This window comes from Desulfosporosinus sp. (assembly GCF_014237355.1).
Taxonomy (GTDB): Bacteria; Bacillota; Desulfitobacteriia; order Desulfitobacteriales; family Desulfitobacteriaceae; genus Desulfosporosinus.
Map to the genome: position 1 here is coordinate 26389 of NZ_JABZFS010000090.1, position 24767 is coordinate 51155.

20 protein-coding genes and 1 tRNA gene are annotated in these 24767 nt (G+C 41.0%); 5 read left to right on the forward strand and 16 right to left on the reverse strand.

Annotated elements, in window-relative coordinates; translation table 11 throughout:
* Positions 1-31 precede the first annotated feature (31 nt).
* Positions 32-661, reverse strand: a complete 630-nt coding sequence (locus HGJ98_RS21675) for a tRNA-uridine aminocarboxypropyltransferase (protein ID WP_291353922.1) — start codon at positions 659-661, stop codon at positions 32-34.
* A gap of 368 nt (positions 662-1029) precedes the next feature.
* Between HGJ98_RS21675 and HGJ98_RS21680 the strand changes: the two genes are divergently transcribed.
* Together HGJ98_RS21680 and HGJ98_RS21685 are read left to right on the forward strand one after the other, a co-directional pair.
* Positions 1030-1455 carry an exoribonuclease R gene (locus HGJ98_RS21680; RefSeq protein WP_367142760.1) on the forward strand — a complete coding sequence of 142 codons (426 nt, stop codon included), beginning with the start codon at positions 1030-1032 and terminating at the stop codon, positions 1453-1455.
* Positions 1456-1458: 3 nt separating this feature from the next.
* Positions 1459-1683 carry a hypothetical protein gene (locus tag HGJ98_RS21685; protein WP_291353926.1) on the forward strand — a complete coding sequence of 75 codons (225 nt, stop codon included), beginning with the start codon at positions 1459-1461 and terminating at the stop codon, positions 1681-1683.
* Positions 1684-2128: 445 nt separating this feature from the next.
* Here HGJ98_RS21685 and mutM read toward each other — a convergent pair whose 3' ends face one another.
* Together mutM and polA are read right to left on the reverse strand one after the other, a co-directional pair.
* Positions 2129-2950 (reverse strand): bifunctional DNA-formamidopyrimidine glycosylase/DNA-(apurinic or apyrimidinic site) lyase, encoded by an 822-nt coding sequence (mutM, locus tag HGJ98_RS21690; protein ID WP_291353928.1) that lies wholly within the window; start codon positions 2948-2950, stop codon positions 2129-2131.
* 9 nt (positions 2951-2959) lie between these two features.
* Entirely contained in the window at positions 2960-5590 is a 2631-nt protein-coding gene (gene polA, locus HGJ98_RS21695) for a DNA polymerase I (RefSeq protein ID WP_291353930.1), read from the reverse strand.
* A 212-nt stretch (positions 5591-5802) separates the two neighbouring features.
* Here polA and HGJ98_RS21700 point away from each other — a divergent pair, with 212 nt between their 5' ends.
* From HGJ98_RS21700 to HGJ98_RS21710, 3 genes are all read left to right on the forward strand, one after another.
* On the forward strand, positions 5803-6729 hold the full coding sequence (locus tag HGJ98_RS21700; protein ID WP_291353932.1) for a DMT family transporter: 927 nt from the start codon (positions 5803-5805) through the stop codon (positions 6727-6729).
* A 45-nt stretch (positions 6730-6774) separates the two neighbouring features.
* The gene (gene galE / locus HGJ98_RS21705) at positions 6775-7764 is read left to right on the forward strand and encodes a UDP-glucose 4-epimerase GalE (protein WP_291353934.1); all 990 of its coding nucleotides are present in this window, start codon (positions 6775-6777) and stop codon (positions 7762-7764) included.
* Between the two features lie 218 nt (positions 7765-7982).
* Positions 7983-8417, forward strand: a complete 435-nt coding sequence (locus HGJ98_RS21710) for a nitrite reductase (RefSeq protein ID WP_367142761.1) — start codon at positions 7983-7985, stop codon at positions 8415-8417.
* A 589-nt stretch (positions 8418-9006) separates the two neighbouring features.
* Here the strand turns inward: HGJ98_RS21710 and HGJ98_RS21715 are convergent.
* The 13 genes from HGJ98_RS21715 to HGJ98_RS21775 all read right to left on the reverse strand — a co-directional run bounded on the left by HGJ98_RS21715 (position 9007) and on the right by HGJ98_RS21775 (position 24758).
* Positions 9007-10116 (reverse strand): tyrosine-type recombinase/integrase, encoded by a 1110-nt coding sequence (locus HGJ98_RS21715; protein ID WP_367142763.1) that lies wholly within the window; start codon positions 10114-10116, stop codon positions 9007-9009.
* Positions 10117-10616: 500 nt separating this feature from the next.
* Positions 10617-10928 carry a hypothetical protein gene (locus HGJ98_RS21720; protein ID WP_291353935.1) on the reverse strand — a complete coding sequence of 104 codons (312 nt, stop codon included), beginning with the start codon at positions 10926-10928 and terminating at the stop codon, positions 10617-10619.
* Positions 10929-11131: 203 nt separating this feature from the next.
* A complete protein-coding gene (locus tag HGJ98_RS21725) occupies positions 11132-15109 on the reverse strand; it encodes a hypothetical protein (RefSeq protein ID WP_291353937.1) in 3978 nt (1325 codons plus the stop codon).
* A gap of 412 nt (positions 15110-15521) precedes the next feature.
* Positions 15522-15607: transfer RNA gene (locus HGJ98_RS21730), tRNA-Leu, on the reverse strand.
* Positions 15608-15825: 218 nt separating this feature from the next.
* The gene (locus HGJ98_RS21735) at positions 15826-16827 is read right to left on the reverse strand and encodes an acetyl-CoA carboxylase carboxyltransferase subunit alpha (RefSeq protein ID WP_291353939.1); all 1002 of its coding nucleotides are present in this window, start codon (positions 16825-16827) and stop codon (positions 15826-15828) included.
* Positions 16811-17731, reverse strand: a complete 921-nt coding sequence (gene accD, locus HGJ98_RS21740) for an acetyl-CoA carboxylase, carboxyltransferase subunit beta (RefSeq protein WP_291353941.1) — start codon at positions 17729-17731, stop codon at positions 16811-16813. The genes HGJ98_RS21735 and accD overlap by 17 nt, the downstream gene beginning before the upstream one ends.
* 2 nt (positions 17732-17733) lie before the next feature.
* Positions 17734-17934 carry a hypothetical protein gene (locus HGJ98_RS21745; protein WP_007784763.1) on the reverse strand — a complete coding sequence of 67 codons (201 nt, stop codon included), beginning with the start codon at positions 17932-17934 and terminating at the stop codon, positions 17734-17736.
* Between the two features lie 67 nt (positions 17935-18001).
* Entirely contained in the window at positions 18002-18508 is a 507-nt protein-coding gene (coaD, locus tag HGJ98_RS21750; RefSeq protein WP_291354022.1) for a pantetheine-phosphate adenylyltransferase, read from the reverse strand.
* Positions 18509-18636: 128 nt separating this feature from the next.
* Positions 18637-22149: a DNA polymerase III subunit alpha gene (locus tag HGJ98_RS21755; RefSeq protein WP_291354024.1), complete on the reverse strand. Its 3513-nt coding sequence runs from the start codon at positions 22147-22149 to the stop codon at positions 18637-18639.
* 73 nt (positions 22150-22222) lie between these two features.
* The gene (locus tag HGJ98_RS21760) at positions 22223-23545 is read right to left on the reverse strand and encodes a DRTGG domain-containing protein (protein ID WP_291353943.1); all 1323 of its coding nucleotides are present in this window, start codon (positions 23543-23545) and stop codon (positions 22223-22225) included.
* Between the two features lie 80 nt (positions 23546-23625).
* Entirely contained in the window at positions 23626-23805 is a 180-nt protein-coding gene (locus HGJ98_RS21765; RefSeq protein WP_291353945.1) for a small, acid-soluble spore protein, alpha/beta type, read from the reverse strand.
* 2 nt (positions 23806-23807) lie between these two features.
* On the reverse strand, positions 23808-23948 hold the full coding sequence (locus tag HGJ98_RS21770) for a cleavage protein (RefSeq protein ID WP_291353947.1): 141 nt from the start codon (positions 23946-23948) through the stop codon (positions 23808-23810).
* A gap of 111 nt (positions 23949-24059) precedes the next feature.
* Positions 24060-24758 carry a metal-dependent hydrolase gene (locus HGJ98_RS21775; protein WP_291353949.1) on the reverse strand — a complete coding sequence of 233 codons (699 nt, stop codon included), beginning with the start codon at positions 24756-24758 and terminating at the stop codon, positions 24060-24062.
* Between the last annotated feature and the right edge of the window lie 9 nt (positions 24759-24767).

A 24767-nucleotide genomic window follows, 5' to 3' on the forward strand; every position in this document is an offset into this window, starting at 1 on the left:
AGTTATGAGAAATGCCTTTTATTCGAAGGCACTATTCTTTAGGCAAATGAGAGCTTACACCTGCTTGATAATGTTTCAAAAACATACTAAAGTATTTCTCGCAGGTTTGTTGCTCTTCAATCTCTCCAACCATTCTTAAAATTTCCATCGCCGCCTCAAGGGTACAAAGTGTTCCTTCGACCCTGCCTCTTCGTAGAATAAACTTAGTTTGATAATCCGGGGTTATTGAGACTATAGGAATATCCTTTAAATACTCGCTCTTTCGAATTATCTTTCTAGCTTCCTTCCATGTACCATCTATTAGAATAAATGCGCTTCCTAGATTCAAATAATCTACAGTTCTATTAGTTGAAGATTCCTCATCTTCGGGAAATAGTAGAAAGATTTTACCTTTATAAGAATTAATATTTTCTAATAGCCCTATTGGTGGGCTGGTACGTTCCCATAAAAAAATTTCGGTTGAGGCTGGGTTTATTAACTCGAGCAATCTTCCTGTACTAGATGGTCGGTAAAATTCCCTTTTACTGGCTAAAATCCAAAACTTTGACTTTGTTGCTATCGGACTCACTTGATTACAAATACAAGTCAATGTGGGTAACCCACACTTATTGCAACTTTCATATAATCTTGTAATCTGTTTTACCTTAAAATCATTTGCCAACCTTGCATACTCCTTGCTATGTGCTTAACGCGTTCTGAGGGTTCCAGAAGTCTGGTTACTAGATTCATGCTAAACAAATTAGTAATATTCATTTGCAGTTAGTACAATGTAAAATAATTAGTCGCTTATTTCGATTCCGTATTTGATTCTGTAAAAAATGCAAATCCAAATTGTAGATAAGATAGTTAAAACCATAAATGGGATTTCAACAAGATAGTAAGTAATCGCTACTTCACCGCTAGAAGTAAAGTTATAATGATAAATTGAGTCTAAACAAAACGTATAACCTCTCGATTTATACATTCTGTACATTCTGGTCATACTGTACGTAAGTTATTGCATATGATATTATTGGAGGTGAGGGAGGAATGACTATGTTGACTGAATTACAATTTACTGAGGCAAGGAGTCAATTTTCATCCCTGTATGACTCTGTCTTCAACTCTTTTAACCCTGCAATTGTAAAAAGAAAACACACTGAACAAGTTGCAATGCTCCGAGTTGATCTGCTCAAGATGGTACTAGAAGACTACAAATTAATTCCTGAAATTATTCAAGAAGACGATGGATCAATAACACTTGCTCTTGATGCTCTTGAGATTTATGTTAATAACTCAACATTAGAGTTAGCCGCAAAGGACTTGGTCGAAGACATTAAACTATATGCCCAAGATTATTCAAACCGTTCCCAATTATTTCTTAATGCCCCAAACCGAACACACCATTTCCCATATGTATTGAGAATTATGCTATGTGAAAACGACGAAGAAATCCGTACTTTGATAGGATCGTAGGCTATGGCACCAAAGTTTGGAGATTTGAAACGTTATTGCGAGAAGAATGGTTGGGTTATGGCTCGTAACACGGATCATTGGTACTACGAAAAAGTCCTGAATGATGGAACCCTTCTACGAACAAAAATAAGCCATGCCGTTAGTAAAGAGATTCCTAAGAAACTATGGGATAGAATTCTTCGCAAACAACTTCATAAAAGTGAGAAAGACTTTTGGAAAGGACTTTAACTAGTCTTGAAGAAGGTCTTTTTTTATGACCCGAAAGCCAAATTCGATAGGGACATTTCACTTAACGTTTAAGAATTTGCGCCGCGTTATACATTAAGACCCAGACTCCAGTTGATCATACAAGACTTCGAAAGTAACAGTTTTCTAGTAACTCTGCAGTTCAGCGAGCATTTAAGGGTTCTCGGGCACTCCGTTTAATCAAATGACATATATATATATTCATCAAATAACTTACACCAAAACTATATGTAATGGCAACTCACTCAAATGCTTTTAATTTAATTAGTCGTCGCCTGACTGTTCAAATCTTAAGTCTTCACTTCATTGTAAAGTTTTACTTTCTGATTCGTCAAAAAAGCTAGGGGTTTCCCCCTAGCTTTAAATCCATTCTTAAACAACTCCTGACCTGGATGGATTGCAAAAAACCGCAAACTGTCTTATCAGTCTACTTCTGACATCTAAAACAATATACCGTCGTACGACCTGCCAGACGAATGCGTTCTAGCGTCTGTCCACAGGCCTTGCAGGGTTCCCCGCCCCGCCCGTACACTTGTAGGGCCTGTTCAAAGGATCCTTTTTCTCCATTGGCATCCCGATAATCCCGAAAAGAAGTGCCCTGAGCATCGATTCCTGCTTGAAGCACATTTTTAATAGCGCCATGGAGTCTTAAGATTTCCTCCTCCGTTAAGGTGTCTACTCTTCGTTCAGGAGATATTCCTGCCTGAAAAAGAGATTCATCAACATAAATGTTACCCAAACCTGCCAGGACGTGCTGATCGAGCAAGGCTGCTTTTATAGAGAGTGTTTTCTTCCCAAAACGTTCTTTCAAAACTTCGGGTGTGAATTCTGACTGCAAGGGCTCAGGACCTAGTTTACACAAGGATGATCCACTAATACACAGCGGAGTGGGTATGGCCTGAATACGTCCAAATTTCCGCACATCTGAGAAATGTACTTCTCCATGTTCCAATCGAAATACTACGTGAGTATGCTTCTCTGGTTCTTGGCTTTCGGTGTAGTAATTCAAGCGCCCGGTCATCCTCATATGCGCTATTAATGTTAAATCTTCATCCAAGCGAATTAAAAGGTATTTACCACGGCGGTCTATGGTTTTGATTTTCCGTCCTGTGACTAAGGCCTCAAACGTCTGGTTTTCCCAACCACAGACTGCAGAGGACCAGATAAGTCTAACTTCTTTAATCTCTAAACCAGTAACGTGCTGGGCTAATGTCCTTCGAATCGTTTCGACTTCAGGTAGTTCTGGCATGTTCTTTCCTCATTCCTTAACCATCGGCTTAAACGGTTGCATATCATACCAATTTGGTCCAACCTTGCAGTCCACCGTCATTGGTACAGACAGTGGATAGGCATTTTCCATTTTATCTTTTAGCATGTTGGCAACCTTCTCCAGATCCTCAGGTGCCACCTGAAGCAAAAGTTCGTCGTGGACTTGGAGAAGCATTGCCGCTCTATAGGGGGCCAATCCTTCCGCTACTTTAATCATAGCTAATTTCATAATATCCGCTGCTGTACCCTGCACCGGTGTGTTCATCGCAATACGTTCTCCAAATTGACGTTTAACACGGTTGGAGTGAAGCAACTCTGGAATGCGCCGCAGTCTATTTAATAAGGTTCGAACTTGTCCCTCTTTTTTGGCCTGCGTCACGACGTCTTCCAGATATCGTTTGACTCCACCATAGCGTTTAAAATATTGCTCAATATAGAACTTCGATTCTTTGCGAGGTATTCCTAGGTCCCTGGAAAGGCCAAACTCGGTTAAACCGTATACCAGTCCAAAATTAACCGCTTTGGCACTTCTTCGCATGTCCGAGGTCACTTCATCAAGTGAAATACCAAAGACTTCTGCTGCGGTTCGAGTGTGGACATCCTGTCCTAAGGCGAATGATTCACATAAAAGGGGGTCTTGAGAATAGTGGGCTAATATTCGAAGCTCAATTTGTGAATAATCAGCAGATAGCAACACCCATTCAGGTTCCGTTGGATGAAAGACTTTTCTTAGTAGGCGTCCCTGCTCAAGCCGAATCGGGATGTTCTGTAAATTAGGTTCCGTACTCGATAAACGACCGGTTGTCGTTACAGTTTGTTGAAAGGTGGTGTGAATCCGGCCTTCCTTTGCTTGAGCAAGAAGACCATTTACATAAGTAGACATCAATTTATTCAACTGCCGATAGTCGAGGATCTTTGCTACTACGGGGTGAGCTGTTCGAAGTTCTTCTAAGGTCTCCGCATCCGTGGAATAACCCGTTTTTGTCTTCTTCGCCGTCGGCAGGCCTAACTTCTCAAAAAGAATGGTTCCCAACTGTTTAGGAGAATTAATATTGAAAGTTTCCTCAGCAAGGGCATAGATCTCCTGCTCTAACTGTCTTAGAGTCAGACTTATTCCTTCACCAAACGTTTTTAATTGCTCAGAATCAATCCCAATTCCATGCTTTTCCACTTCTGCGAGCACTAAGCTTAAGGGTTCTTCGATGTTATGAAGCAGTTCCGAAAGGCCCAGAGCGTTTATTTCTTCTTCGAACTTAGGAGCAACTTGAGCCAAGGCTGCTGCTTCTTCAGCAATGTTCTCGAAAACCACTTGATTAGGAAAATACTCTTTGACTAGATCTAATGGAGCAAATTTCGGGCGTGAAGATTGAATTAAATATGATGCTAAGCTTAGATCTAAAGCAAGTCCCTTTAAGGCTGCACCTTCATTAGCTAGCAATAGGGCCACGGTTTTGCTGTCCGCTAAGGTTTTAGGAACCTGATTACTTCCCATCAATTTGAGCCATGCTTCAAATACCTTCGTAGATATCATTGTTCGCGTTAGCGTAAACTTCTGGCCTTGGGTAGCCACTCCCCATTCCAACCAGCGACCCCCTTGTAACCCGGTTCCCTCATATCTGCAGGCTAAGGTGAGTGGGGTGTTTTTTCCTTGCCATTCTTCAATCTGGGCAAGCCATCCCTCTTCTGTCAATATACGTTCAGGCCAGCTTTCTAATACCTCGTCCGGGCTTCCATTAGGAATCTCTTCCTCATCCTTATGCCGTTCTTGCCACAAACGAGTTACATTTTTGAGATCATATTTTTGCAAGACAGGAAGTACTTTAATCGCAGTGGAACGACGATAAACAAAATCATCGCTACAAAATTCTAGAGGAACCTCAGTCAACATTGTTGCTAACTTTTTGCTGAGAATCGCCTGATCAGTATATTCCTTTAGATTGCTTTGTACCTTTTTCCCAGAAACTTTATCAACATTCTCTAAAACCCCTTCGACGGTTTCAAATTCCCAAAGTAGTTTCAGTGCCGTCTTTTCGCCGATCCCCGGTACTCCAGGGATATTATCCGAGGTGTCACCCATCAAACCTTTGAGATCAATGATTTGATGAGGACGCAGTTGGTAACGTTCCCATAAGGCCGTTTCATCATAACGTTCGACTTCGCTAATCCCTTTCTTAGTAAGGAAAATATTCGTCCTAGGTGAAATAAGTTGCAAGGCATCTTTATCCCCTGTATAAATCTGAATTTCCATACCTTGGGCTTCTGCTTGTTTCGTTATTGCGGCAATTAGATCATCCGCTTCATAACCAGCCAGCTCGAGCATAGGTACGTCCATTTCTTTAAGAATTTCTTTCAGGTAATCAAATTGTGGGCGCAGTCCCTCAGGGGTTTCTTTGCGCTGCGCTTTATAACCGGCATACTGCTCAATCCGCACGGTTGCCTTTGTTTTATCGAAAGCCACCACCCAATAATCTGGATGTTGCTCTTGTTCTAATCTAAAGAGCATGGTCAGAAAACCATGCAGAACATTTGTTGGTCTCCCATCGGCTGTAGTTAACGGTGGGAGAGCATAAAAGGCGCGATTCGCAAGGCTGTTTCCGTCTAAAATCACCATCCGCGGCATCCTAAAAACCCCCAATCTTTCTCAGTTAACTATATCATACCCACTACTTTCTAACAAATAATAGAGGTACCTGGGGGACTTCGAATCAGGATGGAAACCCTTCTCCTATAAATTCTTGTACTAAATCTCTGTCTGAATGGATTGACTACTGCTTAATACATGGTACGATTAAGCAGTTGGGATAGTTTTGTGTAAATAGGAGATGTGTATCCGTGTCCGATAAACAAGTCCGTCTGCTCATGGTGCTGACCAGTATCCTCTGGTCTGGCGCCTTTATAACGGGAAAATTTTCTATTCAAGAGTTTCCACCCTTTGCCCTGACCTTCTTCCGTTTTCTCTTCGCCCTGCCCTTTATTTTTACAATCTTGTACCTGAAGGAGCCGAAAAACCTTTTCCCCCATGGTAAGCAATGGCCGCCATTACTCTTTCTAGGATTCATCGGAACCTTTTGCTATCACGCCTTATTTTTTACTTCCCTGAACTATACCACGGCGATCAATTCATCACTTATTGGTGCTATTAATCCCATGGTCACCGCACTTCTAGCCGCTGCTTTTTTTAGCGAGCATTTAACTCCTTTAAGAATCGTTGGAATTTTTCTATCCTTCGGTGGTGTTTTTCTCTTTATTACCAATGGAGATATGCTGTTGATCTCTCAATTTCAAATGAATCATGGCGATTTTCTGATGCTTATCGGGGTCTTTTGCTTTTCACTATATTCTCTACTTAGTCGTCGGTATATGAAACACTATCGACTGACACCGTTCATGGTCATTGCCTATACATTCTTAACTTGTGTAGTTATTTCTATTCCTTTCGTCATATGGGAAAACCCATCCTCCTATCTATCGACAACCACAGCAAGAGGATGGCTGTCCATCTTGTATATGAGCGTATTTGCCTCAGTATTGGGTTACCTTTTCCAGGCGATTGCTATTCAACGCATTGGTGCTTCTGGCACTGCGGTTTTTATTAATTTAGTCCCTATCTTTACAATTATCCAGTCTGTGACAATTTTAGGAGAAACCATTACACTTATAAAATTAATCTGTGCTGCCATCGTAATTATTGGCGTTTACTTAGCAACACGACCGGAATCAAGCAATAACCCAATAAAGGTCCAAAGTCAGTTTAGTTAACTGAAATCACGATTTAAGTAAGTTTTTGAAAAAGAGGGGTTTATTATGGAGTCCATTCTGGTATCCGGGGGAGCCGGATATATCGGCAGTCATACTGTTAAAACATTGTTAGAGCAAAGTTATAAACCAGTCGTTCTTGATAACTTAGTGACAGGACATCGACAATCGGTCCCGAGAGATGTTCCCTTTTACCAGGGAGACATAGCAGATTCACGTCTAGTTCGAAAGGTCGTAGAACAAGAGCGAATCAGTGCCGTTATCCATTTTGCGGCTCGAAGCTTGGTTGGGGAATCCGCAGAAAAACCAGACCTTTATTTCGAAGAAAATACTGCTAAAACAAATCGCTTTGTAAGTTCGCTCCTTGAGGCCGGGGTGAAACGAATTATTTTTTCCTCTACAGCAGCAACTTATGGGATTCCGGAAGAAGTACCTATTCCGGAAAGTGCACCTACAACTCCAATTAATCCTTACGGGTTCTCTAAGCTCATGATCGAACAATCCTTTTCCTGGTTAGAGAAGGCCTATGGCCTTGAGTGGATTGCTCTACGCTATTTTAATGCCGCCGGTGCAGCTTTAGATAGTTCTCTTGGAGAAGACCATTTTCCTGAAACTCACTTAATTCCTCTGATCTTGAAGACAGCATTGGGACAACGAGAGACTATAAGTATCTTTGGTACAGATTATTCCACACCGGATGGAACGTGTATCAGAGATTATATTCATGTCCTTGACTTGGCAAAGGCTCATATTTTAGCTTTAGAAGCATTAGGGAAAGGGATAGGCAGCGGAGTTTATAATGTGGGCACGGGTTCAGGGTATAGCGTCAGAGAGGTCATTGAAACCGCTCGCCAAGTCACAGGCCGAAGGATTCCTGTGCTTGAATCCCCTCGCCGACCGGGTGATCCAGATATACTCGTAGCCAAAGTTGAAAAGATTCAACACTCTCTGGGATGGACGCCCCAGTATAGTTCCCTAGAACAGATAATAAAAAGCGCCTGGGCCTGGCACTTAGGTCATCCCAATGGATTTGAATAATAATAAACCCTGAAAGGTAGCCGATTCAATTTACACGGCTACCTTTTCTTCTACTTGATTCGAATATTAAATTCATCCACTATTCGACTTGGAAAATCTTGAATTTGGAAGGTGATTGGGGATAGGAAGGACGTTCTACCTGGAAGAGAAAATAGAGTTTGATCATAGGTTAATTAGTCTCATTCAAGAACTTTCATAATAAACTATTAAGTTCATTTTTGGCACTTGATCGTTGTATAATAGGCGTAAAAACATTAGAGGTGTTAAAAATGTGCATAGAATCTGACGATAAGGCAGAGATGATTAAAACGTGTCACGCTATCTTAGAATTATGTGATAAGCCTTTTGTCTGGGAAGAAGAAGGTACGTATCAATATGGGAATTATAAAAAGCCTTTTAATCTTGTTCTACCGCATCAAAAAATAGATGACGAGTTACATAGTTTATTGGAAAAAATCACAGGCTCCGGCTATTTATACGATCAGATTAATATGACTTGCACTCTTGATGAAGAATGGGTTGAATCAGGAACCTACGGTTTAGATAGAGATTTTAGCTGTGTCTTTCAAAAATATTCCCTAAAACCTGAATATGTAGAGGAAGTCAAAACCTATTTTAATCAACGTCTTAGCGAATTGAAGAAAAGCAACTAATAAATTTTGACTTCAAGGACTTTCATAAATAAGAAATACAAAAACAGAACGGCAAAGTCAAAGCCCGTTCTGTTTTTATCTAATTGCATTACATATAATCATTAAACCATTTAAATTAAAGTTTTAAAGATTAGTTCCATAAATAAGTAAAATGCTACGTTTTTACTATACATGTCTTTGTTACGAAAGAGAACTCAAGGGCTAAGTCATCCTGAAGGAGGTAAGACTGAAGGATCTAGATCCTTCGCTGCGCTCAGGATGATATGAGTGAAAGAGGACCCTAAAGTTATAGTTTCTGATACATCAAAAAAGGCCCGAAGGCCTTATATTTACTGTGGTGGGCGAGGGGGGACTTGAACCCCCACATACTCACATATATCGGATTTTGAGAGCGCAGGTAGCTTTTTCATCTAATTATGTCTAGTTGCTCAGGCCTTGATATTACTGAATTTCTTTATATTTCACTTGGATCTATTTGATTTTGGTTTTTTGCTTTTTTATAAAAATCTGTCCAAGAATCTGCCCAAGATTTTTACCCCTACCCCGTATTACTAGGCCAATTTCTATACCCCTATAAAAAAGAGACGCTTCATTTTGCATCTCTTTTCGCTTTCTCCGTTTTAGGTTTATCTAGCGTAAATGCTTTATCCAGGAGATCGGCAGCCTCCTGATCCTTACTCTTTAGAAAATGACTGTAGATATTTTGAGTTGTTACGCTTGTACTATGTCCAAGCCGGCCAGCAATAGTTTGGATATCCATACCTTGACTTATTAAGAATGTTGCGCTGGTATGCCTTAGCCCATGGAAGGTAAGTTTCGGTAGCTTATTCTCCCTAATAAATCCGGTAAACCACCTTGATATTTCATTGGGTACAATCGGTTCGCCTTTCCACGAAACAAATAAACGGGTATTGTCTGTACATAAGAAGCCCTTGCTTTGTTGATCCTTCTGATATGCTTTTAATAGGTCTAGAAGCGCCTTATTTGCGCTTATTTTTCGCTTACTGGATTCATTCTTTGTTGTCTTAGTAAATACTCCTCTATCGGATAAATATTGCGCTGATTGTCTTATTTCAATTATACCATCTTCAAAATTTATATCCTGCCATTCCAGGCCGGCCACTTCACCCAGGCGCATGCCACAAGTTAAAGCAATCATTACTGCAGCCTGATTTTTAAATTCTTCCTTTTTGAGAACCTTAAGCAGCATCTTTATTTGGTCGAGATCATAACAAGCAGCCTTCTTCTTTTCAACTTTAGGAGCGTCCACATGTAGAGCAGGATTTTCCCCTGTGAAGACATTCCACTTTATTGCTTTTTGAAAGATTGCTGATATTAACCTGTGGTGATGCCTGATTGTTTGCTCTGATAATTTTCCGGACTTCCCCTCTTTCCTTCTTCCGTCTTTAAATAATCTAACATATTTATGATCTTTTCTAAGCGATTGATAGAATTCCAATATGTCCATTGGCTTAATCTTTTCAAGCCTCTTGTCACCAAAGGCCGGTAATATTCTTGCGTACAAAAGGTCTTTATATCTAGATAGCGTTTTAGGGGCCAATTCTACTTCAGCATAGTTCTTAAGCCATTTTTTCACAAACTCTTCAAATGTTATCTTAGAGGGCTGTGAAAAATTCCCTTTCTCTACTTCAGTAATAAACTTTGCTACAGATTCTTTGACAAAAGGCGTGAAAGTAATGCTACCTCAAACAAAACAACTTTTAAGAGATCTCCTCCACTTATACAACCGCATAAAAGAATTAATTCAGTCTCTAAAAAACAGTGAGTAAGGGTTCAAAGCCCTCACCCCAAGCCAGTCACACCGCTTTAGCCTCATTTTTTCTCTTTAAGAATTTGTATCTAATTTTTCGGGTATTTTCCAAATAAAAAAAGGCTCCTGCAGTTATGCTGGGGCCTTTCATTTAGTAAGTAAAAGAATACTTTGGATAACATCATAACAACTTCAGCTGACTCAATAATTCTTATTATCATACAATCTTTAAATGGGATATCCTTCTTCTTGGATAATGAAGTCTCGAATTTCTTTTTCTGAAATGTTATTTAAAATAGTAACGGTATCTTTTGTGATAAAAAGCTTAAGACATGAAAAAGTCTTCATCTTTTTATCCAGTGTATTATTGTCCATATTTAATCTGAACACAATATAATACTCATGGGCTTCAATATTTTTTTGTCTAATTAATTTATCAAGACCAAGTTCATCGAATTTCTTATGTCTGCATAGATCTTATCAACAATTCCATAGTTATAGATTTCTTTATAGATATCCGCATTATTTTCATTGTACTCAATATCAGACTCTTTGTTTTGAGTTAAATCGATAAGGTCTTTATCAGAAACAGTTTTAAATAATCTTTTCAAAATTATACAATCCTCAATTAAATCTTCTCTGCAAGTTATTGCTTTTGAAACCTTTGATTCAACCGTCTGAAAATAAAATGTTTTTACTGCAGTATCATATGACAATTTAGCAGCTATTGGTATACCCACAATTGAAATAACTAATGCGAACAAACTAATCCAATTTCATTTTAAGTATTCTAATACCAAAGTTTCAACTCCTTAAACAACTGTATTACATAGATAAGTAATTTATTTTTAGAAGAACGCATTATTTCAGAATGACTATCGTCATATGTTCATTGTTGTTCCCTTATCATCGAGCTTACTTTCAACAATTTTAATTATGTGTGTCAAATCCCAGAAATGTCAATGACAACTACCCGAAGCCTATACCTATCTTTTTCTGGAATAAGTGTTTCAAGAAACATCTTTACCTCTAAAGCACTAGCTGGCCGTTTAAAGTCATTCGGAATCTTCGGCATCATTCGGCCCTTGACCTCACCTGACCAAATAACAAGATATATACCAAGCCCTTCTGCCTTTGCATCCCGTGTATATAGATAATCAAGCTGGTTATTCCATGCCGTCCAAAGCTCATTATTATAGTGGTGCTTGACCTCTATCGGTAAGAGTCGTTCAGACCCCTGTAAAACAACTAAGTCACATCTTTTATCGGAAATCATGTGGTGTTCGACTGTCACGATTAGTCCTTGTGTTTGCACCCTTTTCTGCAAATCATCTGCTAATAATCCTGAGCAAACTTCTTCGCGTTTTGGCTTTATGAGATCTCGTCCACTCTCATTCCAGTAGGCACGATATCTCTCTTTTTGTGTTCGTGCTAATTCATCTGAGAGAACATTTAGATGATCTTCAATAAATGCTAAGAGGTCCATTGGGGTAGCAGGAGCGCAATTTGCAATAGCTTTTGCGACATCATCAGGTGATGCAAAGATAAATTTAGATTCGCGCCTCTGTTTTTGGTGCTGTGCCCTTTGATGCCTGATCAAGTCACGATAACTAGTTAATTTATCATCATTTTCTAGTATTTCAAGCTGGTTATCTGTATCTAGCGAGCTATCCATAGCTAATAGCTTAATCTGTGTGGCCACAAATTGCGAAGCGTCCCATGGGTTTTGACTACCTGTTGAACTATTTGGTTGCGCAACATTAGGAAATCGCTGTCCCACTAGTAATATGACTTCAGCACGTTGTGATGATGTGAGACTAGGTACCCTCTTATTTTCAAGTCGGTCATATCCAATAACTTTAATCGCTTCCCATAAATTTGTATCTGAACCAGACATAAATATTTTCCATTGATTAATATACTTGCTCGGGTCAACCACAAAAAGAGCGGTGAGCCAGATGGCCTTCACTTCGGATGTCAATTCATTTCTTTCAAGTTCTTTCTGGCCAATTTCTAGAACAATCTCTTGATCTTGCAACAAGAGAACAGACACAAGCTTACAAACCGTATAATTATCCTCATTGATCCCAGTATTTAGAACATTAATAGATAAGGATACCAAAAATCTCTGAGAGTTGGGCTCTTTACTAAGCTCATAAAAATTCGGTAAAATCCCTTTCTTGAATCTTGCACTATAAGCCCACATTTCAGTTAATACAGATCTTACAACGAATGAATTCTCATGTACTTCCTGAATAATCCATTTTGAAAGTGTTTCATTGTATCCTGGTACGCTATCACCAATTTGATAGGCTGTTACAACCGCTGCAATACAATGCGGAAGTGCTTCTTTTGGGACACGCTTTCCCGCATTGAGTAATAGATACACTGACACGCACATTAAGTTATGAGTCCAAGGAATACTATTACTGAAATAACTTTCAATGACTACTTCCTTTTTTGGGATACTTGGATTTTCCACATACCTTATTAGCCCCTCAACAAGAGCATTTGCGATCTCTTCATTGGTAACATTAACTAAACGTTCAAGTGGATTCGAAACATTCTCAACTTGAGTATGAAAACCCTGATAGACCCTAGCCGCCCATGCAAGTGCATGTTCCTCACTTCCTTCTCTGATAGTCATAAGAAGCGGTGTTAAGGAAGCAACATTTTGGGCGCGGTTAATAGATTGTTTACGACTCTCTTTCAAACTCCTACGCCACTCAGCTTTTTGATGCTCTTCTATTTTACAGCTTTTCCAATTTCCGATTATCTTAGCGATGTCTTTTCGCCGTGCTAAAAAATTAATACCCGATTCTACAAATGCGACAGATGCTCCTTCACTAGGAAACCTATTCATATACATACGAAAGAGGTCAGCTGCACGTTGTGGATCTGTTTCCTTTTCTGCAAGCGTCAAGAAGAATTCGGAGTGGGGTACTGGCCACACCGTCTCGGGGAGCATTTGCCAAAGATCATGTACGACAAACAACCAGAATGACCGTTCTTTGTTTGTATTAGTATTAGAAAGAAGATAAAAAACCTCTTCAAAGAGCGACGGTTTCTGTTCAAATCTTGCCTTCATAAGAGCCAGGGCCTTCTCAGAACCGCGACTTCTTCCTAAGCATATATTTCGAAGCCATTTGGCTAGCTGTGACGGCATAATCAGAGTAGGACTCTCGAGACGTCGCTTTAACCACCCGTCAAAAATTGATCTAAGCTCAAAACGGTTTGGACTTTTATGCATCAACACTTTTGAAGCACTGTCAAGAACCACATCCAAATCTGTATCAGATGGCAGGGTAACGAGTCGATAGAAACGACCAAAAATAAGCCGTTCCTTTTTCGCTGAAGCAACCTGCTCCACAGTCGAGATTAATCGTTTAGTCCAATCTCCCAATTTTGGGTTAATAGAGAGTAGTTCCACTCGAACCTCGGGTGCGTCTAGATCATCTAATGAGTTGGCAAGTTCAAAATCGAGAGTCTCCAAAGAAGCCCTATCGTAATTTACTGATTTACAAAAAGCTTTTAACGCCGTTGATCTAAGCCAAGTGTTGTTGTCTTTATCTAAAACTATGTCCTTTATAAGCTCTGTAATACCTATATCATCTTTGCTGTTAGCAATTGCTTCAAGTATGGCAATTTTAAGATGAACACTTGTAGTAGTGTCTTGAATTAGCTTTTTAATTATTTCTGCAGTATTTAAATTGGCAAGTTCAGTGAACAAGCCAGGATTATCCTCACTAGTAAGAAACCATGGGTCGTGAAGATCCCTAAGGCTTTCCCAAATCTGTCGCTGGGCGTCTGGGGCTAACACACTGGCATCACCGTATGTAGCAACTCCATAAGGGTCGAGTTTAACGTAACCTGTAGAAAGATGCCCAAGCATGCACATTAACCATGCAAAAAGGCCTCGAAGGGAAGAAACTGGTCGTCCATCAATACATATTAATGCCATAACTCGGTTAATCGGAAGACCATTTTGGATACGGTTAGATATATCCTTAGCCGCCAAGAATTCCGCAATTGTTCTGTGGGGGAATTCAAAGCGATCTACCTCTGTAGAAATAAAAATTCGCCTCTTCAAAGCGATATCAAGGCTTTGTCTTAGTTCTTGCGGAACAACTGTATGACTAACATATCCACTCCCATCTGCCGGTTCCGAGCGTGAAATACCAACTGAATTGGAAAGAAGTATAATAGAGGCGGCTGTGCCCGCAGCTTTTAACAAATCACTATGATCAAATCTGTTTACGCCACGCGGAACGTGCTGAACATTAATCTCTTTAATAAGTTTCGAAATGCCTATTTCAAAGGCCTCGAACTTATTACGTGGTTTCTTATCGCCACTCCAAGCACATGCCAAAAGCTCAAGCGTTTGAGGGTTACCAAGTAAGTTTTCGAGTCCCTTTGATTCCACTTCATGCAGAAATACAACTGGATCTGGAACTTTTCCCTGCACAGCAGACAGAATTTCACTACGAGTGAGCGGACAGAGTTCGAGAACCACGATACGGCCCGAAGCACTTGCCACTCTGAGAACTTCTTGATCTTGGGTTCCGAACCAATCTGCAGCTCTGCACGACAACCGAAATTTTGGTTTCTTCAGAGAGCACAGTGCTTTTGCAACTTCGGCTATAACATCATGCCCACTTGCAACAGTTCTATATTCATCTAGGGCATCTAGAAACAGGGCGCTGCCAAAAGTTACTTTAGGGGCGATCAGAAATTTTCTGACTGTTGTGTAATGCTCCTTAGCAGATTCTCTAAAAATAGTTGTTTTTCCCATTCCTGGATCACCTAGAAGAATTATAGCATCCTCACTTTCAAATTCCGCTAGCGTACCATCCAGTTTTTCTCTGCACTTGCCAGAGCCATCATCTCTCACAAGTAACCTACGTGATAATATATCAATCATTTATTTTAACTCCTTATCAAGAAAACGATTAGAGCTTTAACAAATACTTTTTGTTGGTTCATGCTGGCAAAACATCTGATTTTAGATAAGCTTGTATTATTTTTTAAATTAACTAATATGTATCATCTCATAACTTTCTTGCGAAACAAGGGGAAAACTGTCTAGAAAACAAAAAAGCCCCCTCTTCTAGGGCTTAATTAACAGGCAAATTGCTAGCACCAAGTCTTTAAAACACAAAAGGTCTATACCATTATTATTGAATGTTGGATTACATGATTTTAAATAGATTTTAACCAAAAAGCATGAATTAGATAATCATGTTTTTTACGCATCTGTCCAAAATCTGTCTAAAACAAAACTCAATTCTTCAAAAATAAAAAACAAAAAAGGCCCGAAGGCCTTATATTTACTGTGGTGGGCGAGGGGGGACTTGAACCCCCACATACTCACATATATCGGATTTTGAGACCGACGCGTCTGCCATTCCGCCACTCGCCCATATTTAGTTCCGCCTGATGAATAACGGCGACTTAGATATAATAACACTAATCTAAAGACTTAGTCAAGCCCTTTTGCTAAATTAATCCGATATCTAATTGCCACTTAATACCCCCGCTTCCGTTAAGCGATGGAATAAGTGGCACTAGGGCCCTGGATAACATATTCCGACAGCCACGGATGGCTTAGGGCCGCGGTGCCATGAATGGCAGGAGCGGCTAAGATTCAGTTGAGACATCTGAATCAAGAATATTGTTAATATCTGCAGTTTCTTGAAAAACTCCAATAGCCCTCAGCTTCTGGTATCGCTGATCGCGGAGCGCCTCTGGACTTTCTAAACGCAGTCTTACAAGATACTTGGAAATCACCTGGGAGAGTTCCTCCGCGGTTTGATGAAGGTTATTATGTGCCCCGCCTTGTGGCTCACGTACCAACTCATCTGCAACTCCGAGTCTTAATAGATCCTGTGCCGTAAATTTTAAAGCGGCTGCGGCTTCTTTCGCTTTAGTCGTATCCTTCCAGAGAATAGAAGCGCAACTTTCTGGAGCAATTACTGAGTAAAAGGAATTCTCAAGCATTAGAAGTACATTGCCCACCCCAAGAGCAAGGGCACCACCGCTTCCACCTTCTCCGATAACTGTACTGATCACTGGCACGTGATAACCCGACGTTGCAAGCAGACAACGAGCAATAGCTTCACCCTGTCCTCGCTCTTCAGCTCCCAAATCACAAGCCGCTCCAGGTGTATCGATGAACGTCAGAATCGGACGCCCGAACTTTTCTGCTTGATCCATTAGACGTACCGCTTTACGATACCCTTCCGGATGTGGCATGCCAAAATTACGCTTAATGTTTTCTTTCGTATCTTTACCTTTTACTTGGGCTATGACGGTTACAGGCATCCCATGAAAAAGTGCGATTCCACCGGCAATGGAACGGTCATCGGCAAAGAGTCTGTCCCCTTTAAGTTCTATGAAATCCTCAAACAACAGGGGCGCATAATCATAGAAATTTGGCCGCTCTGAATGTCTGGCGATTTGGACTTTCTGCCAGGGTTCAAGGTTGCCATAGATTTCCTTTTTCAAAAGAGCCGCTTTCTTTTCAAGGGTTGACACTTCTTGAGAAAGGTCAATTCCCTTGTCCGCCGAAAACTTCTGAATTTCCGCTATTTTAAGTTCTAATTCTGCGATTGGTTTTTCAAATTCAAACAGTTGTGCCATACCGAGCCCCTTCCTGATGGTACCGCAGTAAACGTGCTAAAACGGGCCGCATTTGATTACGCGCCACGATCAGATCAATTGAACCGTGTTCTTGGTTGAATTCAGCCGTTTGAGCTCCGGCTGGAAGCTCTTGTCTCATCGTCTGCTTGATGACACGTGGTCCCGTAAACCCGATTAAAGCATTAGGTTCAGAAATCATAATATCTCCCAGTGAAGCATAGCTGGCAGTTACACCACCGAAGGTGGGATCAGTAACTACAGAAATATATAATAAATGGTTCTCTGCTAATTTTCCTAAAGCCGCACTCGTTTTTGCCATTTGATAAAGGGAAAGAATGCCTTCTTGCATCCTAGCACCTCCGGAAGTTGAAAATATAACTACCGGCAACCTCAATTTAATCGCCCGCTCAATAGCTCGGGTAATTTTTTCTCCCACTACTGAGCCCATGCTTCCCATCATAAAGCCTGCTTCATTAATGGCAATTACAAAAGGAACGCCCTCTATTTTAGCACGACCCGTCAGTACCCCTTCTGCCATACCGGACTTTTCCTGGGCCTCAGAAATTTTTTCATCATAGCCAGGAAAATCTAAGGAATCTTGAGTTTTTAAATCGGCATCCCACTCTTCAAAGGAATCTTCGTCTACTAATAATTTCAGTCGTAGAGTAGCTGAAATTCTAAAATGATGCTCACAAGTTGTACAAACTCTCGAATTCTCCTCGAGATTTTTATTGAAGAGAACTTCCCCACACTTTGGACATTTAACCCAAAGACCATCAGGAAGTTCTTTCTTAGTTACAATCCCAGGTTCTTCTTGAGGTACGACCTCAGATGGTCTACGGTCCAGGTTCTGACCAGATTTAATCGTTACATACTTTGTCTTCCTGAATATATCCTTAAACATAGTTAGCTCCCCATCGCGCCAGTTATAATTTCATGTGCTTCTTCGGCTTCAGATTCCGGTACAAGGATTTCGACTGAAGCATGCTCACCGAGATGCGCCGAACCGATCGGGCGAAGCTGAACAAGCATTCCTTCATCAGTGAGGATTTTCTTATACTTTTCTGCAATTAACTTATTGGGAGCAATATAAATGACCGTCCACATTTGTAAAATCCCCCTTATTAAATCGATTTATGATATCACAGCCCTTCTAATTCTGCAAGAAATGGGCCTAATCCCCCTCATTAGAGTCTGAACGAAGACGAGCATATTTTTCTATTAGCGCCCTTTCTACATGTGGAGGTACGAAATCTGAAACCCCAGCATGCAAACTGGCAGCCCATTTGATGGCACTTGAGCTTATAAAAGAGTATTCGCTCTGGGTCATCAGAAAGGTTGTTTCAATATCCGGAGCGATCTTTTTGTTCATTAAAGCCAGTTGAAACTCATATTCAAAATCTGACAAGGCCCGAAGTCCTCGAATGATGGCGATTGCTCCACATTGGCGTGCAAACTCCACTGTCAACCCTTCAAAAACACGAACATTGACATTTGACATGTCTTTAGTTGCTTCCACAAGAAGTTCCATTCTCTCCCCCAGGGTAAATAATGGGGTCTTATTACTATCCGCAGCAACTGCAATAATCAAACCGTCAAATAACTCTTTTGCTCGTTCTAATATATCAAGATGTCCTTTGGTTACTGGATCAAATGTTCCAGGGTATATCGCTATACGCACTTTATCACCTTTTTCCATTATTAAAAACTCCTGCTTTTGTCATGTGGGGGGGTAACTTGCTGGACAACTCACTAAGGATATTTCATGGGTTTCGCCTTAAAAGCTGAGAATCCTGCAAAGAAACGTCTTTAAGCAAAACTTTTAGTTTGTTGCCAAACGACATTCCGTTGATCCATTACTTCACGCAAAGCATTCGTAAGTTCATCTCGCTCATTAACCCAAAACTTCTGTTTACCTTCAAGGACTTTCTGAGTATCCTCAAAATAAAAATAAACTGGTTGTCTGCCAGGGAAACGTTGTAAAATACTCAACACTGTTTGCATAAGGTCACATTCTTCTGTAGAAAACCTTAAAAACAGTCTCTTTGCTGCTGCTTGCGTGGAGTTGCTTTTTGAGATCGGAACAGGCGTATGGTGTGAATTAGAAGGTTTTAAATTCTCTAATCTTGTGATTTTTTCAGCAAAAATCTTTTTCTCATCATCTCGGATGTTATAACGACCAACAACCACCACAACATCGTCATTCACAAATGTGCTAGTTTGAGCATAGACACGAGGAAAGACTAAAATCTCTATTCCTCCCGTTAAGTCTTCCAGAACGAAGCTAGCCATCATTTCTCCCTTTTTCGTCACATTCTGACGAAACCCAGTTACTAGTCCACCAAGCGCAACCTTCTTCTCTTCTTCCCCTTCAAGACAAGTTAAGATATCTGAAGAAGTAAAGTCTTTAAGTTGGGGCAAGACGGAAGAAAGAGGATGTCCACTTAAGTAAAGACCCAGGTATTCCTTTTCCATGTCTAGGATATCACGTTCTTTAAAATCGGGTACTTGGGGAAGCTTAGTCCCTTCATCCATTTCTTCATCTAAATCGAAAAGGGAAAATTGACCTGAGAGTCTATCTTTTTGCCGACGGCCGGTCGAGTCTAAGATCTGATCCATGATTGCCAAGGCTTGTGCCCTTGTACAAATTGAAGAAAAGGCACCCGCACGTACTAAGCTTTCCAGAACCCGTCGATTTAAGACCTTTTGGTCAACACGCAGGCAGAAATCATCGAGAGATTTAAAAGGTCCCTCTTTTCTAGCCTCCAAAATCTTCTCCACAACATTGACTCCCACATTACGAATAGCTCCTAAGCCAAAACGGATGGCTTTTTCCTCGATGGAAAATCCGGCTTGACTGTATTGAACATTTGGAGGAAGTACTTCAATTCCACTCATACGAGCATCTTGAATATAAAAGGATATTTTATCTGACGAACCCATTACGGTGCTTAAAAGAGCTGCCATAAATTCCAAGGGATAGTTTGCTTTCAAATAAGCGGTCTGGTACGAAATCACAGCATATGCTGTAGCATGCCCTTTATTAAAGCCATATTCCGCAAATTTAGCCATCAAGTCAAAGATTTCTTCCGCATCTTCACGAGTCAAGCCAATCCGAAGCGCACCTGGGATAATCCATGTCCCATCCGCATCTTGCAATCCATGGATAAAGTTTTGACGTTCCTCTGCCATGATTTCTTTCTTCTTTTTACCCATTGCCCGGCGGAGCAAATCCGCACGCCCTAGAGAATAGCCCCCTAAGTCCCGGGCAATTTGCATAACTTGTTCCTGATAAACAATAATACCGTAGGTCGATTTAAGAATTGGTTCCAGCTTTGGGTGAAGATAAGTAATATTGCCCCCGCGTTTCCGTCGGATAAATTCTGGGATCTGTTCCATTGGGCCGGGGCGATATAAGGCTACGACTGCGATAATATCCTCGAAGCAGGTTGGCTTGAGGTCCTTTAAAATCGCCCGCATCCCTCCGCTTTCCAGCTGAAAGATTCCTGTGCTGTTTCCTGATGCCAGGAGGGCGTAGGTCTTTGGATCATCTAAGGCTAACGTGTGTAAATTAAGCCTTAGTCCATGTGTCTCTTCAATTCGACTCACAGCCTCTTGTAGAATGGTTAAATTTCTTAAACCTAGAAAGTCCATTTTTAAAAGTCCAATTTCCTCCACCGCTTTCATGGGAAATTGGGTCATTACAAAGTCTTCTGAGGTTCTCTGTAGTGGTAAATAATTCATAAGGGGATCCTTGGCAATAACAACCCCTGCAGCATGAGTAGATGCATGTCGGGTCATTCCTTCCAGGGATTTTGCTAAGGTGTAAAGCCTTTTAATTTCGTCATCCTCTTCCACCATACGGGCCAAATCTGAGGATACCTCTAAGGCTTTCTCCAAGGTCATCCCCAAATCCGAAGGGATGGCTTTGGCTACTTTATCGACTCGAAACAAGGGGATTGCCAACACTCGTCCCCCGTCTCTGATTGCCGCTTTAGCTCCCATAGTTCCAAAGGTGATGATTTGGCACACCTTATCAGCACCGTATTTTTCCATAACATAGCGAATGACGCGTTCACGGCCTTCCGGGTCAAAATCTATATCAATATCCGGCATTGAGATACGTTCTGGATTTAAAAAGCGTTCAAAGAGTAAATCAAACCGCAAGGGCTCAACTGACGTAATCCCAAGTAAATAGGCGACCATACTCGCAGCCGCCGATCCTCGTCCCGGTCCGACGACCACACCATTTTCCCTAGCAAAACGGCAGAAATCAGCCACGATCAAGAAATATCCAGCGAAACCTGTTTGGAAAATCACTTGTAATTCATAATCCAAACGCTCACGTTCTCTCTCCGTCATTTGAGGGTAGAAACGGGGAAAGGCCTTGCGGCATTCTGCTTCAAGATAGCCATTTAAAGTATATCCAGGTGGGACCTCAAACACAGGTAGATAGTTCTCCCCAAAATGGAAATCCATCTGACAGCGTTCCGCGATTAGGGCCGTGTTCGTCAAAACTTCCGGGTGTTCCCCAAAGAGCATTGACATTTCCTGTTCCGATTTGAGAAAAAACTCTTGACTGGAAAAACGCATCCTGGCTGTATCCTCTAAGGTTTTACCCGTTTGAATGCAAAGGAGAGCGTCTTGAACAAAGGCATCCTCACGCTTTACATAATGCACATCATTCGTAGCCACCATGGGAATCCCCGTTCGCTCATGTACTTTCCACATTCCTATATTGACTTTACGCTGCTCTTCTAGACCATGATCTTGGATCTCCAGGAAAAAATTTCCTTTACCAAAGATATCTTCATAGTCACGGGCACTTTGCACAGCCATTTCTAATTGGTCCTGGACTAAATGATCCGCCACTTCTCCTGCTAAACAGGCGCTGAGGGCAATAATTCCCTCCGAATGCTTGCGTAGAATTTCTTTATCTACTCGTGGCTTATAGTAGAAGCCTTCTATATGAGCCATAGAAACCAATCGAATTAAGTTACGATAACCTACTTCATTCTCAGCAAGTAAGACTAAATGATAATTGGAGTCATCCTTTCCAGGTATCCTATCTGTCCTCTTATTAGGAGCTACATAAACTTCGCATCCGATAATTGGTTTAATACCAGCTTGATGGCAAGCCTTATAGAAGTCGATAACCCCATACATAACTCCATGATCCGTAATAGCTAAGGCTGGCATTTGTAAGTCTACCGCCCGCTGAACTAAATTTTTAATCCGGGCTGCTCCATCAAGCAAACTGAACTCCGTATGATTATGAAGGTGAACAAAGCCACATTTAGTTTGATTAAATTCTGCTCTAATAATAGTTCACCTTCCTTCCTATAAAGCCCCCTCGATCCACATGGATGAGAGGGCTTTGTGCTATTAAATCTCTTTAATGTGCTGTTTCATTAACTAACTTCTTATCCCCTATTCTAGCTGTCATCAACCCTTTAGCAACCAGATCATTATTTGCCATCACTTCAACTTCAATATTGCAATGTTTCTTAGCAACTAATAATAACTTAGCAGTTACCTTAATCTCAGTTCCAACGGCAATGGGTTGAAGTTGATATAGGGTAAAGTTTTCAGTGATTGCATTCAGTCGATACTTCTTACGCAGTCCAATATAACCTGCCATATTCATAACCGTCACAATAACCCCACAACTTGCAGAACCATAGTCATCGCTCATGGCATTGGTAATTTCCCCTTCGATGGTGAGGTGCTCCGCATCATCGACAAATTTGAACCCGCTTAGGACAAGATTATCGACAGTTTCACCAAACTGAGGCTGCTTCTGTACTTGTTGATAAGCTTCAATTACATCTTGCAAGCTGATAATACCAATCAATTTCCCCTGATCTGCGACTATTGCGATCTCCCAACCTTCCCAGACCATAATACGGGAAATATGGGTTACAGGGTCATCTCGTCCGACAAGATAGGGATTAGAGTTCATAATATCTTTGATAGGTGTCTTAAGATCAGCCCCAGCGACATCCACTGCGGAAACAATTCCAACTAACGTCATTTCCTCATCAACCACCGGAAACCGACTGTGGTCCGTGGTCTGAGAAAGTTTTCTCCAATCATCAACCGTTGCATCCACCATTAAATAACTCACGTCTTTAACCATAATATCTTCAACTAAAATGAGTTCTTTCTGGATCAATCGATCATAGAGAGCTCTATTAATCATCGAAGTTACTGCAAAGGTATCATAGGGAGACTGGATAATCACTAACTCTTTTCTTTGAGCTAGAGCTACAACCTCTTCATCGGGTTCCAATCCCCCCGTAATTAATAGCGAGGTGTTATGATTTAACGCAAAAATCTGGGCATCCCGACGGTTTCCTACAATACACAGCGCTCCATCTTCTAAGTACCGTGCCATAGAATGTAATTCCATGGCAGCTATAACAAACTTATTAGGAGAGCGATCAAGATGTGCAAAACCGCAGATAACGACACCTTCGGCAATCTGTGAAACTTCACGCAATGTCAAGTCCTCAATTTGCCGCTCCTTAACCCCTTCAATTCGTATAGTTCCTACTTTAGGAATCGAACGGACAAATCCTTTAGCTTCTGCTTCTTTTATAGCCCGATAAGCTGTCCCTTCACTGACGTCCAACTCTTTAGCAATAAAGCGGACAGAAACCTTGCTGCCAATGGCGAGATTTTCAATAAAGGTTAAAATTTGTTGATGCTTTGTCAACTAAATACGCTCCCCCACTATTACTATATCGGACTATAATTATATCACATGATTTCCTATTCAACTATTATTTCATGTCTCTAACTATCTTTTCGTCGCCTCTGGGTCATGAGCCCCCCGATTTTTCCTGCATCTTTAGCACTCAAAGAATGCCACCCTTTACTGTGGATCTGTTCGAGTAAACCCAATTCAGCGGCGATTTCCATTTTCAGAGGCTCTAATGGATCAATTCGTTTAACTTTTGGTCTTTTTTGCTTCATTTCTAGATCCTCCCCCTGCTCATGAGATTAAGATCCTCTTCATAATGCGGGCAATTTGGTCCACGTTCACCTAAAATATGTTCCAAACGGCATCGTCCTTCAATTCCATAGAGGCATCGTCGAGCGCATAATTTTGTTGTCATCCTATTCATCTCCTTAAGCTTATTAACTCTCCTCTCGCTTTAAGTTTGACCATTTCCGCATAAAAATATCCCACTTGAAAAATCAAGCGGGATGAATGTTCACGATTATCCTTAAACCTCATACAATTCACCAGGATTAAGCGCCTGTCCCCGGCTTTCTGGAACTCTGCGCTGAAGAAGATGTAAAAACTCTCCAACATCCTGGGCAATTACGGGAAACGTATTATAATGCATCGGGATAACAACTTTAGGGCGTAATAATAAAGACGCATGAACCGCTTCCTCAAAACCCATAACAAAATTATCACCGATAGGCAGCATGGCAACCTCGATGGGATAACGACGCCCGATGAGTTCCATATCCCCAAACAAGCCTGTGTCTCCAGCATGATAAAGCCATTTCCCTTCCATCTGAAGCAAAAATCCGCAGGCTAACCCCCCATAAATCATGTTCCCTCCGTCAGGACTTTCAATCCCCGAACCATGTAAAGCTTGAGTAAGTTTAACCCAACCAAAAGGAAACAGATGCTTTCCTCCAATATGCATTGCATGGGTCTTAGCTCCCATACTCTGACAATAATTAGCCAGCTCAAAAACCCCAATAATCGGAGCACCGGTCTGCTTAGACAACTCTATTGCATCACCCAAATGATCATTATGTCCATGAGTGACTAGGATCGCGTCAAGATGTGTAAAGTCTTCAGGCTTAGCCGTAGCGCTAGGGTTACCTGATAAAAAGGGATCAATAAGAACCCTGCCTGCTTCTCCTTCAATTTCGAAGCAGGCATGTCCATGGAAATGAATACGCATACTTTATGA